This is a genomic window from Actinokineospora alba (assembly GCF_004362515.1).
GTDB lineage: Bacteria > Actinomycetota > Actinomycetes > Mycobacteriales > Pseudonocardiaceae > Actinokineospora > Actinokineospora alba.
The window spans coordinates 3438555-3451401 of record NZ_SNXU01000001.1; the positions used below are offsets into that span (position 1 = coordinate 3438555).

General features: G+C 70.5%; 14 protein-coding genes and 1 pseudogene. 9 read left to right on the top strand and 6 right to left on the bottom strand.

The features are described from left to right. Positions 1 to 232: 232 nt before the first annotated feature. From C8E96_RS15830 to xrtP, 4 genes are all read right to left on the bottom strand, one after another. A complete protein-coding gene (locus C8E96_RS15830) occupies positions 233 to 556 on the bottom strand; it encodes a hypothetical protein (protein WP_091383169.1) in 324 nt (107 codons plus the stop codon). A 28-nt stretch (positions 557 to 584) separates the two neighbouring features. Then, positions 585 to 2615: an ATP-dependent DNA helicase gene (locus C8E96_RS15835; protein WP_176926842.1), complete on the bottom strand. Its 2031-nt coding sequence runs from the start codon at positions 2613 to 2615 to the stop codon at positions 585 to 587. Between the two features lie 116 nt (positions 2616 to 2731). After that, positions 2732 to 4060 carry a glycosyltransferase gene (locus tag C8E96_RS15840; RefSeq protein ID WP_091383184.1) on the bottom strand — a complete coding sequence of 443 codons (1329 nt, stop codon included), beginning with the start codon at positions 4058 to 4060 and terminating at the stop codon, positions 2732 to 2734. A 44-nt stretch (positions 4061 to 4104) separates the two neighbouring features. Continuing rightward, on the bottom strand, positions 4105 to 4659 hold the full coding sequence (gene xrtP, locus C8E96_RS15845; protein WP_324187095.1) for an exosortase P: 555 nt from the start codon (positions 4657 to 4659) through the stop codon (positions 4105 to 4107). A gap of 302 nt (positions 4660 to 4961) precedes the next feature. On the opposite strand from xrtP, the gene C8E96_RS15850 reads away from it, so the two are divergent. The 3 genes and pseudogenes from C8E96_RS15850 to wecB all read left to right on the top strand — a co-directional run. Beyond that, positions 4962 to 5711 carry a choice-of-anchor P family protein gene (locus tag C8E96_RS15850; protein WP_091383167.1) on the top strand — a complete coding sequence of 250 codons (750 nt, stop codon included), beginning with the start codon at positions 4962 to 4964 and terminating at the stop codon, positions 5709 to 5711. Positions 5712 to 5728: 17 nt separating this feature from the next. Continuing rightward, positions 5729 to 5896: an LPXTG cell wall anchor domain-containing protein gene (locus tag C8E96_RS15855; RefSeq protein WP_133794493.1), complete on the top strand. Its 168-nt coding sequence runs from the start codon at positions 5729 to 5731 to the stop codon at positions 5894 to 5896. 80 nt (positions 5897 to 5976) lie between these two features. Further along, positions 5977 to 7083, top strand: a pseudogene (wecB, locus tag C8E96_RS15860) (non-hydrolyzing UDP-N-acetylglucosamine 2-epimerase); the annotation flags it as partial. A 9-nt stretch (positions 7084 to 7092) separates the two neighbouring features. On the opposite strand, the gene C8E96_RS34080 reads toward wecB, so the two are convergent. Further along, positions 7093 to 7662, bottom strand: coding sequence for an isochorismatase family protein (locus tag C8E96_RS34080; protein WP_228770246.1), 570 nt, complete (start codon positions 7660 to 7662; stop codon positions 7093 to 7095). A gap of 10 nt (positions 7663 to 7672) precedes the next feature. Further along, complete coding sequence (locus tag C8E96_RS15865; RefSeq protein WP_091383162.1) at positions 7673 to 8968, bottom strand: nicotinate phosphoribosyltransferase; 1296 nt, start codon at positions 8966 to 8968, stop codon at positions 7673 to 7675. A gap of 118 nt (positions 8969 to 9086) precedes the next feature. Between C8E96_RS15865 and clpS the strand changes: the two genes are divergently transcribed. The 6 genes from clpS to C8E96_RS15895 all read left to right on the top strand — a co-directional run bounded on the left by clpS (position 9087) and on the right by C8E96_RS15895 (position 12735). Beyond that, complete coding sequence (clpS, locus tag C8E96_RS15870; RefSeq protein ID WP_091383160.1) at positions 9087 to 9386, top strand: ATP-dependent Clp protease adapter ClpS; 300 nt, start codon at positions 9087 to 9089, stop codon at positions 9384 to 9386. Further along, complete coding sequence (locus tag C8E96_RS15875; RefSeq protein ID WP_091383157.1) at positions 9383 to 9943, top strand: DUF2017 domain-containing protein; 561 nt, start codon at positions 9383 to 9385, stop codon at positions 9941 to 9943. The genes clpS and C8E96_RS15875 overlap by 4 nt, the downstream gene beginning before the upstream one ends. After that, entirely contained in the window at positions 9940 to 10890 is a 951-nt protein-coding gene (locus C8E96_RS15880; RefSeq protein ID WP_091383155.1) for a P1 family peptidase, read from the top strand. The genes C8E96_RS15875 and C8E96_RS15880 overlap by 4 nt, the downstream gene beginning before the upstream one ends. A gap of 56 nt (positions 10891 to 10946) precedes the next feature. Then, entirely contained in the window at positions 10947 to 11417 is a 471-nt protein-coding gene (locus C8E96_RS15885) for a Mov34/MPN/PAD-1 family protein (protein WP_091383153.1), read from the top strand. Between the two features lie 76 nt (positions 11418 to 11493). Beyond that, positions 11494 to 11772 (top strand): MoaD/ThiS family protein, encoded by a 279-nt coding sequence (locus C8E96_RS15890; protein ID WP_091383150.1) that lies wholly within the window; start codon positions 11494 to 11496, stop codon positions 11770 to 11772. 12 nt (positions 11773 to 11784) lie between these two features. After that, positions 11785 to 12735, top strand: a complete 951-nt coding sequence (locus C8E96_RS15895; RefSeq protein ID WP_091383148.1) for a PLP-dependent cysteine synthase family protein — start codon at positions 11785 to 11787, stop codon at positions 12733 to 12735. The last annotated feature ends 112 nt before the right edge of the window (positions 12736 to 12847 follow it).

Below are 12847 nucleotides of genomic sequence, written 5' to 3' on the forward strand. Positions count from 1 at the left end.
TCGATGGTCTTGTGCTGGTTGGGCGGAGTCAAGGGCGGCCGCAAGCGGCCGTCGCTGCGCGATCGCTGCGCGACCCTTGACACCGCCCAACCAGCACAAGGGATGGCATGGATGAGGGGGCAGGGGGAAGTGCAGGCTGCGGTGTCCGAGAGCTCGGTGTCCTAGCCCAAGCAGTGCGGGATGCGGTGTCTGTTGTCGTGCCGCTTTGTCGGCTGTAGAGCTTTGTTCGTTGTCAGCGCTGCCAGACGACGAACAAACCGTCCTCTGTGGTCGTCATGGCCTCGACGAAGGCGTCGTTGTCGAAGCCGGGCATGGACTGCAGGCGGCTCATCAGGTCGTCCGCGGCCGGGTCGCCTGCGGGGACCGCGCAGCCACCGCCGCCGGCGCGCATCAGGAGGAAGAAGACGTCCTCTTTCCACGGGCCTTCCGGGGTGGTCCGGATCGCGACCTCCGCCAGTTCGGACCAGGACACGGCCTCTTCGGTGCCGTCGGCGAGGTGCCTGCGCACGCCGTCGTCGTCGACGGTGATTCCTGCATCGCCGGGATTGCCTGACACGCGACCTCCGAAGGTGGAAAAGGGAATTCTAGTTCGCCGCGCTGTCGAGTCTGCGCAGTGCGGCCCGGACGACCTCGGCATCGGTCGTGGGCCAGAACGGGGGGAGGGACGCCCGCAGGAAACCGCCGTAGCGCGCGGTCGCGAGACGCGGGTCGAGGATGGCGACGACGCCGCGGTCGTCCATCGAACGCAGGAGCCTGCCCGCGCCCTGGGCGAGGAGCAGCGCCGCGTGGGTGGCGGCCACAGACAGGAAACCGTTGCCGCCCCTGGCCTCCACCGCGCGCTGGCGGGCGGAGGCGAGTGGGTCGTCCGGGCGGGGGAACGGGATGCGGTCCATGACCACCAGGGACAGCGACGGGCCGGGGACGTCGACGCCCTGCCACAACGACAGTGTCCCGAACAGACACGTCTGCGGGTTCTCCGCGAACTTCTTGACCAGCAGCGACGTCGAATCGTCGCCCTGGCACAGGATTTCGACGTCGGTGCGCTCCCGCAGCTCGGCGGCGGCGTTCTTGGCCGCGCGCATCGACGAGAACAGCCCCAGGGTGCGCCCACCCGCGGCCTCCACCAGCGACTTCAGCTCCTCGAGGTACGCCTCGGGCAGGCCGTCGCGGCCGGGTGGGGGCAGGTGGCGGGCGGTGTAGAGGATGCCGCTCTTCGCGTGGTCGAATGGGGAACCGACGTCGATCCCGGTCCAGCGGATCGAGTCCGGGGCGACTTCCTTGTCCGAAGCCATGCCGTCGACCTTCTCGCCCGCGCTCTGCCCGGGCAGCCCCCACTGCCGGGCGAGCGCGTCGAAGCTGCCGCCCAGGGTGAGGGTCGCCGAGGTGAGGATCGTGGTGTTCTCGCCGAACAGCTTCTCCCGCAGCAGCCCGGCCACGCCCAGCGGCGCCACCTTCAACGTCGGCGGGCGCGGGGTGTTCGAGCCGTAGTCCCCGGTGATCCAGACGACGTCGCGGCGGTTGGCGTCGTCGGTGTCGAAGGCCTCCAGGACGCGCACGGCGTTGTCGTGGACCTCTTCGAGGACCGACATCGCGAGCTTGCGGGCGGCGACCACGTCGGCATCGGCACCGCGTTCGGGGCCCAGCGACGAGATGCAGTGGTGGGCGGCGTCGCGGATCGCGGTGATAGTGACCCGCATGGGCTCGGGGATGGTGTCGAGGCGGCCGGTGGGGACGTCTTCGAGGAGCATGGCCAGGCCGTCGCCGCACTCGTTGAGGCGGTCGGCCGTGTCCTCCTCGACCAGCCGCCCGACCCGGCGGGAGGCGATGGAGACCATGGCGGCGGACAGTTCGCCCGTGGCCACGGAGGTGACCCGGTCGACCAGGTCGTGGGCCTCGTCGACGATCACCACGTCGTGCTCGGGCAGCACCTGGTAGCCCTGCAGCGCGTCGATGGCGAGCAGCGCGTGGTTGGTGACCACGACGTCGGCCCGCCCGGCCTCCGCGCGCGCCTTCTCGGCGAAGCAGTCGGTGCCCATCGGACACTTCGACGCGCCCAGGCACTCCCGCGCCGACACCGACACCTGCCGCCAGGCCTGTTCGGACACGCCGGGGACCAGTTCGTCGCGGTCGCCGGTCTCGGTGTCGCTGACCCATTCCCGCAGGCGGGTGACCTCACGCCCGAGCCGGGAGATGGCGAACGGGTCGAACAGCGCCTGGTCCTCGGGCTCGTCCTGCGGCCCGCCGTCGAGCCGGTGCAGGCACAGGTAGTTGCGCCTGCCCTTGAGGATGGCGAACGTCGGCGTGCGCTTCAGCGGCTTGGCCAGCGCCTTCGCCAGCCGGGGCAGGTCGCGGTCGACGAGCTGGCGCTGCAGGGCGATGGTGGCCGTGGAGATGACCACGGTGCTCCCGTTCGCCACCGCGTGCCGCACGGCGGGGACGAGGTAGGCCAGGGACTTGCCGGTGCCCGTGCCCGCCTGAACGGCCAGGTGGTCACCGGTGCGGATGGACGCGTCGACGGCCTCGGCCATCTCCACCTGCCCCGGTCGCTCGGCGCCGCCTACCGCGGTGACCGCGGCGGCGAGCAGCTCACGCAGCGAAGGGAGGGTGTCCGGCACAAGCGAAGACGGTACCGGGGTGGACTGACAAGCCGAGGCCACCCCCGCCGCGCGTCGGGTTGGTGGGTGCCTGTTCGGGTGGTGCCCGTGGCGTTCGGGGTTGCCCGGTGCCTGCCCTAGTGGTCTAGAGCGACGACCGATGTGTGTGTCTCGGTGTTGCGTCGGGTCTTGGTCCACCCGTTGTTCCCCCTGATCATCCGGATCAGAGCGCGCCACGACGTGATGTAGAACGTGTAGATGTACAGCGCGTATCCGAACCCATAGGCCACGCCGCGCAGGAAGCTCTTGTCCGGTTCGCACTTCTTGCGGTAGATCGGGCCCCAGATGAGGAACGGCATGAGCCCGAACGACCCGTACGTGGCGAACAGCAGCCAGGCGCCGCCGGAGAACCACTCCCATACCGCCACCGGGTCCTCCGCCGCGCGGAAGCCCAGCAGGACGAACGGGATCGGGTAAATCAGGGTGCCCAGCAGCTGCATCCACGGCTGCGCCAGGTAATAGAGCATCTCGGCCGCACCCAGGGTGGACAGGTGCCGCGAGTCCCAGATGCGCCGGACGTACCGGGAGCACTGCATGGTGCCCTGTCCCCAGCGGGTTCGCTGGGTCAGGAACCGGCGCATGCTGTAGAGCGCCTCCTGGTCGACGTGGGTGTCCACGGTGAACCCGGTGTGCCAGCCCGCCGTGAGCAGGTGCACGCCGAGTTCGAAGTCCTCCAGCAGCGCGCCGCGCCACGGGCCCGCGCCCTCGACGATGCTGTCCAACGCGGACAGTCGGGTGAACTGGCCGTTGCCGCCCATGGAGATCGTGCCGGTGTGGCCGCGGGAGAGCTGGATCGCGGCGATCGCGCTGCGGAACTCCAGGTCCTGCATGCGAACCAGCGCCGAGCCCCAGCGCTTGGCGAGGAACCCGCCCTCGGCGGGCGGCACGCCCCGGTTGCTCATCCGGACGTCGACCTGCACGGCGCCGACCCGGCCGTCGCCGAAGAGGTGGCCGGCGGCGCAGACCTCGAGGCAGTTCGCCGCGGGCCTGCCGTCGGCGTCGACCACGACGATGATCGCCCGGTCGGTGTCGGCGTGCTTGCCCATCCAGTGCTTGAGCGCCCGGTAGGCGGAGTTGAGCGCGTCGCCCTTGCCGGTCCTGGCCAGCGGGCGCCTGCGCTGCACCAGGTGCAGGTGCTTGTCGCCGCTGCCGCCGTGCCTGGGGCCACGCAGGGAGGTGACCACCGCGGCCGTGCCGTCCTCGGAGTCGTCGTCGATGACCCAGACGTGCGCGTGTGGGAACGTGGTGCGCAGGTAGACGACCGTGTCGGCGATGACCGGCTCCTCGTCGCGGCAGGGCACGAAGAAGTGCCACTCCAGCCGCGAGGGATCGCCCGTGGGAAGCGGCTTGTGCCGCATGTACGGCACGACGATGAGGCACACGTACGTCACGAACGCGACGCTCATGGTCAGCGCGAGCGCCTGGGTGAGCCCCAGCAGCAGGGAGAGGTTCACCGCTCGGCCTTGGGTTTGCGGGTGGCGAGCCAGACGAACATCACCAGGGCGGCGGCGCCGCCGATGATGCTCACCATCGACCCGAGCAGGGTGTGGCCCCAGTAGTAGCCGCGGTCGGTGCCCAGCCAGTCGATCAGGCCGACCAGGGTCAGGATCCGGAGCTGGTTCACCAGGATCACCGCGAGCGTCGCGATCGCGAGCGCGCCGAGGACTCGACCGGCGATTCTCGGCCGGAGCGCGATCATTACCGCGCCGACGACGAGCAGGGGCAGCACAAGAAATGCCGACGTGCATTCCGGGCTCATTTGCAGGCCGAAAGCATGATCGGTTCCGAGTCCGAAATAGAGCGACTGCCGCTGCGGTGCCAGATACACGCCGGAGGAGGTGATGACGCTCAGAATGCCACTCGCCACCGCCATTTCACCGGTCCGGTAGGCCCGGTTCATCACGATCAGCGCCACGACGACAGCGCCGAGCGCGCCGACCAGGATCCGGGATCCGACAGTGGTTCTCGGTGAGTTTGGAACCGGTAGAGACCCTGCGAACGCCACCCGGCACTCCTGTCGTTTCGTGCGTCGAACCCAGACCAGTCATGATCACTATCGGAGCTTTCGCGAACAAACTTCATCGCTGAATCGGGTGATATTCCGATCCAGTCGCACACTGCCGCAACGACTCACTCCACGATGGGATACGGACCCGGTCGAGATGTCACTCGATCGGGTAGTAATCCGATTCGGATGTCGCAATTCATCCGTTATCACCGATACGAAGGCGCAGGCTCGGTCGCTGCCCCGAGATTCGGCTATTGCCCGAGCGACGAGCTTGAGTCCCAACGAAATCGGAGGATTTGATGCACAAGCACATGGTGCGTCGCGGTGGTGTGGTGGGCCTGCTGGCCGCGGCCGCGCTGGTCGCAGGCGCACTGCCCGCATCGGCCGCTCCTGGTGACGGTTCAGCTTTCGTCGTCTCGGCGGATCTCACCCTGGTCGGCGGCCCCGCGATCAACGTGGGCCCCCTGGCCCCGTCCCATACCGACGGCCCGACCACGGCCGAGGTGGCGAGCGTCAGCATCCCGAACGTGCTCACCACGGGGTTGGCGACCAGCGAGGCCACCCGCGACGACGCGACCGGCGTCGTGCACAGCGAGGCCTCGGTCGCCAACGTGGCCCTGACCCTCGGTGGCTTCAGCGGCTCGATCGGCCTCGTCGAGGCCTTCTGCGACGCCACTCAGTCGGGCAACTCCGGATCGTCGTCGATCATCAACGGAACTTTCGGCGGCCAGAGTCTCCCCGCGAGCCCCCCGCCCAACACCGTGATCGCCATCCCGCCGGGCCCGACGCCGGTGGTGTCGCTCACGCTCAACGAGCAGATCACCAACCCGGATGGCAGCCTCACGGTCAACGCGATCCACATCAGGGTCAACTCCCTGCTCGCCTCCGGTGACGTGATCATCAGCAGCGCCACCTGCGGACCGGCGGCCCCGCCGATCCCGATGGCGTCCGGTCTGGGCCTGTGGATCGGGCTCGGCCTGCTGGGCGCGGTCGCGATCCCGGTCGGCTTCACCGTGATCCGCAAGCGTCGCACGCTGGTCACCGGATAACGGCGGGAGGTCCAAGCGTGTACCGAGCTCCAGGCGGAGGCGCCGTCATCGGTGGTGGTACGGGACTCGCGGTGACCGGCGCCGACATCGGCTGGTGGCTGGCGCTGGGCATCGCACTGCTCATCACCGGCGCGTTGCTGCTGCACTCGCACCGGCGCCGAACCATCGCGGCGAAGAAAGACTGATCCACTCCAGGGCCCCGGGCGGGGGATACCCTCCGCCCGGGGCCTCTTTCCTTATCTGGCAAGTGCAAACTGGAGGCACCGTGGAAGTCCTGCTCCTCGTCGGCACCCGACCCGAGGCGGTGAAAGCCGCCCCGGTCGCGCTCGCGCTGGGCGGCCACGCCGTGCTGCGGTCGGTCATCGTCCACAGTGGACAACATGCCGGGATGGTCGAGCAGGCACTGGAACCCTTCGGCCTCAACCACACCGAAGCCCTCGACGTGAACCGGGGGACGGGCACCCAGGCCGAACTCGTGGCCGAACTGCTGCCCGCCCTCGACGAACTGCTCACCCGCCGCCGCCCGGCGGCCGTCATCGTCCAAGGCGACACGACCACGACCCTCGCGGGCGCGCTTTGCGCGTTCTGGCACGGAATCCCGGTGGTGCACCTCGAAGCGGGCCTGCGCACCGGCGACCTCGCCGCGCCGTTCCCGGAGGAGGGCAACCGGCAGATGGTCGCGCGGATCGCCGCGCTGCACCTGGCCCCGACCGAGGACGCCGCCGCGGCCCTGCGCGCCGAGGCCGTGGCCGAGCGGGACATCGTGGTCACCGGCAACACCGTCGTCGACGCCGTGCTGCACATCGCCGCGGCGGACCGGCCCGCGGTCGACCCGAGCCTGGCCGCCGTCGAACGTGACCTCGCGGACTCGGGCGGCAGGCTGGTGCTGGTCACCGTGCACCGCCGCGAGTCCTGGGGCGCGCCCCTCGACGAGGTGCTCGGCGCCGTCCGCACCATGGTCGAGCGCCACCCCGACATCCGGGTCGTGCTGCCCACGCACCCGAATCCGGCCGTGGGCGCCCAGGTGCGGGCCGCGCTCGGCGGCGTCGAGCGGGTGTCGATCACGGGTCCGCTCGACTACCCCGACCTGGTCCGGGCCCTGCGCCTGGCCGCCCTGGTCGTGACCGACTCCGGCGGCATCCAGGAGGAGGCGCCGAGCTTCGGCGCCCCCGTCCTGGTCGCCAGGAAGGTGACCGAGCGGCGCGAGGCCGTCCGCGCGGGCTGCGCGTGGCTCGTCGGGACCGACCGCGAGTCGCTGCTCGCGGGCGCGGACCGGATCCTCGGCGCGAACCTGCGCGTCCCGGCCGACCGCAACCCCTTCGGCGACGGCGCGGCCGCCCGCAGGGTCCTCACGGCGCTGGAGCGGCTGCTACTGCCCGGCTCAGCCCAGAGCGCCGACCAGCTGGACGTTCGCGTCGCGCAGCGTGGCGAGCGCGGTCTGCGCGGTGTCGGGGGAGACGGCGGCGGTGAGGCTGAGCAGCACCGTGGTCTCGAACCCGTCGCGGGCCGCGTCGACCGCGGTGGCCCGCACGCAGTGGTCGGTCGCGATGCCGACGACGTCGACCTTCGTGACTCCCTTGTCCCGCAGCCACTCCGTCAGTGACCTGCCCTCCGGTCCGACACCCTCGAAGCCGGAGTACGCGGCGGCGTGCGCGCCCTTGGAGAACACCGCCTCGACCGCGGTGACGTCGAGTTCCGGGTGGAACGACGCGCCCGCCGTGCCCGCCACGCAGTGCGCGGGCCAGGTGTCGACGAAGTCCGGGTTCTCGCTGAAGTGCGCGCCCGGGTCGATGTGGTAGTCCCGGGTGGCGACGATGTGGTCGTAGCCCGCGGACGCCATGTGGGCGCTGATCGCCGCCGCCACCGCCGCGCCACCGGCGACCGGCAGCGACCCGCCCTCACAGAAGTCGTTCTGCACGTCCACCACGATCAACGCGGTCCGCTCGGTCATCGTGACGCTCCTAGTTCAGGTAGACGGTCGGGATCGCGGGCTCGCCCGCGGACAGCTTCAAGCCCTCCCACGGCAGGCTCACCAGGCCCTGGCGGACCCGCTGCCTGCCGTCCTCCAGCGTGGGCAGCGCGGCCACCGGCTGTCCAGCCCGCATCAGGGGAATCTGCAGCGGCCGATCGTGCTCGCCCGCCTCCGGCTGCTCACCTTCGGCGAGGTAGACGACCTCTTCGAGCGCGGTGCCCGTCGGCTTGTGCCTGCGCAGCGCCAGCTTTCGGCCACCGCGCGACTCCTTGCTCGAGCTGCGCTTCGCGACCGGGCGGCCTGCCACCTCCACCAGCTTGTAGACCATGCCCGCGGTCGGGGCGCCCGAGCCGGTGACCAGGGAGGTGCCCACGCCGTACGCGTCGACCGGCTCGGCCCGCAGCGCGGCGATGGCGTACTCGTCGAGGTCGCCGGAGACCACGATGCGCGTCTGCGTCGCGCCCAACTCGTCGAGCTGCTCGCGGGCCTGGCGGGCCAGGACGCCGACGTCGCCGGAGTCGATGCGGATGGCGCCGAGTCCGGTGCCCGCGACCTCGATCGCGGTGGCGATGCCCTGGGTGATGTCGTAGGTGTCGACCAGCAGCGTCGTCTCCGGCCCGAGCGCGGCGACCTGCGCCTCGAACGCGGCCTTCTCGGTGTCGTGCAGCAGGGTGAACGCGTGCGCGCAGGTCCCCGTGGTCGGGATCGCGAACGTCCGCCCGGCCTCCAGGTTGGACGTGGTGGCGAACCCGGCGAGGAACGCGGCCCGGGCCGAGGCCACCGCCGCGTGCTCGTGCGTGCGGCGTGAGCCCATCTCGATGATCGGCCTGCCGTTGGCCGCGCTCGCCATCCGCGCGCCCGCCGAGACGATGGCGCTGTCGTGGTTGAAGATCGACAGGGCGAGCGTCTCCAGCACCACGGCGTCGGCGAAGGTGCCGGTCACGGTGAGAATCGGCGAGCCGGGGAAGTACAGCTCGCCCTCGGGGTAGCCGTCGACGTCGCCTGCGAAGCGGTAGTCGGCCAGCCAGCCCAGGGTCGCCTCGTCGACGACCTTCGTCGCCCGCAGGTGGCGCAGCTCGTCGTCGCCGAAGCGGAAATCGGCCACCGCGTCGATGAACCGCCGGGTGCCGCCGACGACGCCATAGCGCCTGCCGTCGGGCAGCCGCCGGGCGAAGGTCTCGAACACACAGGTCCGGTCGCCCGTGCCGTCCGCGAGCGCGGCCGCCAGCATGGTCAACTCGTAGTGGTCGGTCAGCAGGGCCGTGCTCGGTGAGGTCGCAACCATGGTCGGGAAGCCTATTGCCCGGCACGTTCGCGCGGGTGGATGCGATCTGTGATGTTGTACTCCGAACGAATGAAGATCCGCCGCACCCGCGCGAGGCGGACATGCCACCATTGACACCATGACCGCCCCCGTCGACATGGAACAGACACAGTCCGACCCGACAGGCGCCGCTGTCGTCTCCGAGGACGTGCCGTGGCAGACGGTCGTCTGGAACGATCCGGTGAACCTGATGTCGTACGTGACCTACGTCTTCCAGAAGCTGTTCGGCTACAGCCGCGACAAGGCGACGAAGCTGATGCTCGACGTCCACCACGAAGGCAAAGCCATCGTCTCCCATGGCTCCAAGGAGAAGGTCGAGGGCGACGTGGCGAAACTGCACGCGGCCGGCCTCTGGGCGACGATGGAACACCAGTCGTGAAGCCGTGGAAGCGCAAGGGTGACAAGGTCTTCGGCGAGCTCGACAAGCAGGAAGCCGCTGTCCTGCGCGGCCTGGTCTCGCAGATCGACGACATGCTCAAGGCGCGCATCGAGGAGACGCCCCAGGACGAGCTGGCCGAGCTGACCGGTATCCGCACCGGCCCGACCACCTCCCCGGACGACCCGGTGCTCTCGCGGCTGCTGCCCGACTTCCACCGGCTCGACGACGACAACCCGAGCAAGGCCGAGCTGGACTCCGCCGCCGTGCTCCGCTCGATCCACGAGCCCACGCTGCTCGACCTCAAGACCGGTGTCGCGGGCGTCGTCCTCGACACCTGCCCGATGTTCGGCGGCGGGGTCCGGCTCTCGCTCGAGCAGGCCGACGCCTGGCTGTCCGCGCTCAACGACGTGCGGCTGGCCCTGGGCACGGCCATCGACATCAGCGACGACATGCCCGACGAACTGCCCGACGACGACCCGCGCAGCCCGCACCTCGCCGTGTACCACTGGCTGACCTGGGTGCAGGAGTCCCTGGTCCAGGCCCTGTCGGCGGAATGAACGCGATCACCGACGTGCCCGGCGTCCTCGTCGGCCACCACCACCGCGTCGGCGAAGGCTGGGCCACCGGCACCACGGTCGTGCTGCTGCCCGAGGGCACCGTCGGCGGTGTCGACGGGCGCGGGGGAGCGCCGGGAACCCGCGAGACCGACCTGCTGGCCCCGGAGAACCTGGTCGACCGGATCGACGCGGTCTGCCTGTCCGGCGGCAGCGCGTACGGCCTGGTCGCCGCCGACGGTGTGATGCGCTGGCTGGCCGAGCACAACCGCGGCTTCCCCGTGGGCGCCGCGCCGCACGAGGTGGTGCCGATCGTGCCCGCCGCCGTGCTGTTCGACCTCCCGCGCGGGGCATGGGGCAACCGGCCGACCTCGGACTTCGGCTACGCGGCCTGCGCGGCGGCGTCGACGTCGGTCGAGCAGGGCTGCGTCGGCGCCGGAGCGGGCGCCCGGGCGGGGTCGCTCAAAGGCGGCATCGGGACCGCGAGCGTGCGGGTGGGGGAGTTCACCGTGGGGGCTATCGCGGCGGTGAACGCGCGCGGGGAGGTCGTCGACCTGAAGACCGGCACCCCGTGGGCGGCCGACCTGGGCCTGCCCGGCGAGTTCCCGGCGTCACCTGGCCGCGCGGCCGAGTTGCCGACCGTCGCGTCGGACCTGAACACCACGATCGGCGTCGTCGCCACCGACGCCAAGCTGGACAAGGCGGCCTGCCGCAGGCTCGCCATGGCCGCCCAGGACGGCCTCGCTCGTGCGGTCCGACCAGCGCATTCCCTGTTCGACGGCGACACCGTCTTCGCCGCGGCCACCGGCGCGCGACCGGTCTCCGGCCCCTTCGAACTCGACGCCCTCTACGCGGCGGCCGCCGACGTGTTCGCCAGGGCGATGGTCCACGGCGTCCTGGCGGCCCGCACCGTCGGGGAATTGCGCTCCTACCAGGACGTCTGGTCCTAGCAAACCGATCACGTGCGGACTCTCACACAGTGGGAGCGGCCCATCCACCACGTAGGATGGGCGGTGTGTTGGAGATACGCCGAGACTTGGTGGACGCGATGGTGGCGCATGCCCGTCGCGACCACCCGGACGAGGCATGCGGTGTCATCGCGGGACCCGAGGGCAGTGACCGCCCCGAACGGTTCATCCCGATGCTCAACGCCGCGCGGTCGCCGACGTTCTACGAGTTCGACTCGGCCGACCTCCTGAAGCTCTACCGCGACATGGACGCCAACGACGAGGTGCCGGTGGTCATCTACCACTCGCACACCGCCACGGAGGCCTACCCGTCGCGCACCGACGTGTCCTACGCCTCCGAGCCGGACGCGCACTACGTGCTGGTCTCCACCCGCGACGCGAACGAGCACGAGCTGCGTTCGTACCGGATCGTCGACGGCGTCATCACCGAAGAGCCCGTCGAGGTCGTGGAGTCCTACCGGTTCGCCCACACGGGCCCCGACGACATTCCCGAGCCAAGCGCTCTGTGACTTTCGCGGCACCCGGAATACCGGCCGCGTCTCTGCACGTCATATCTGATCGAACAGGCAAACCCGGAGGTTTCACGTGGCCGTCACCGTTTCCATCCCCACCATCCTGCGCACCCACACCGGCGGCGAGAAGTCCGTCCCCGCCGCGGGCGCGACCGTCGCCGAGGTCATCGACCACCTCGAGGACAAGCACGGCGGTCTCAAGGCGCGCCTGGTCAAGGACGGTTCGCTGCACCGCTTCGTCAACATCTACGTCAACGACGAGGACGTGCGCTTCGCGGGCGGCCTCGAGGCCAAGGTCGCCGACGGCGACTCCGTGACCATCCTGCCCGCGGTCGCGGGCGGCTCCCGCTAAGGAGCTCCAGCCATGGCCCGGTACGACTCGCTCATCGCCTCCCTCGGCGACACGCCGCTGGTCGGGCTGCCGAATCTGGCGCCCGCGCCGAACGTCCGACTCTGGGCCAAGCTGGAAGACCGCAACCCGACGGGTTCGATCAAGGACCGGCCCGCGCTGGCCATGATCGAGTCCGCCGAGCGCGACGGCAGGCTGGTTCCGGGCAGCACGATCCTGGAGCCCACCTCGGGCAACACCGGGATCGCGCTGGCCATGGCCGCCAAGATCAAGGGCTACGGCCTGGTCTGCGTCATGCCGGAGAACACCTCCGAGGAGCGCAAGCAGCTCCTGCAGGCCTACGGCGCCCGGATCGTGTACTCCCCGGCGGCGGGCGGCTCGAACGAAGCCGTGCGGCGGGCCAGGGAGATCGCGGAGCAGAACCCGGACTGGGTGATGCTCTACCAGTACGGCAACCCGGACAACGCCCGCGCGCACTACGAGGGCACGGGCCCGGAGATCCTGCGGGACCTGCCGACGATCACGCACTTCGTCGCGGGCCTGGGCACCACCGGAACGCTGGTGGGCGTGGGCCGCTACCTGCGTGAGCAGAAGCCGGACATCCAGGTCATCGCGGCCGAACCGAGGTACGGCGAACTGGTCTACGGCCTGCGCAACCTCGACGAGGGCTTCGTCCCGGAGCTGTACGACCCGGACGTGCTCACGGGCCGCTACTCGGTGGGCTCATACGACGCCCTGCGGCGGACCAGGCAGCTGCTGGAGGTCGAGGGCATCTTCGCCGGCATCTCCACGGGCGCGATCCTGCACGCGGCGTTGGCCGTGGCGGAGAAGGCTGCAGGCACCGGCGAACCGGCCGACGTGGCCTTCATCGTCGCCGACGCCGGCTGGAAATACCTGTCCACCGGCGCGTACGCCGGCACCCTCGACGAGGCCGCCGACCGCCTCGACGGCCACCTCTGGGCCTAACCCCCGCGCGAGTCGCCCCTCCAGGCAAACGAGTCGCCCCCTCCGGCGACTGAGTTCGACTTTCGCGACCACGAATGTTGCATTCAGTTGCCGGACGGGGCGACTCGTCTGC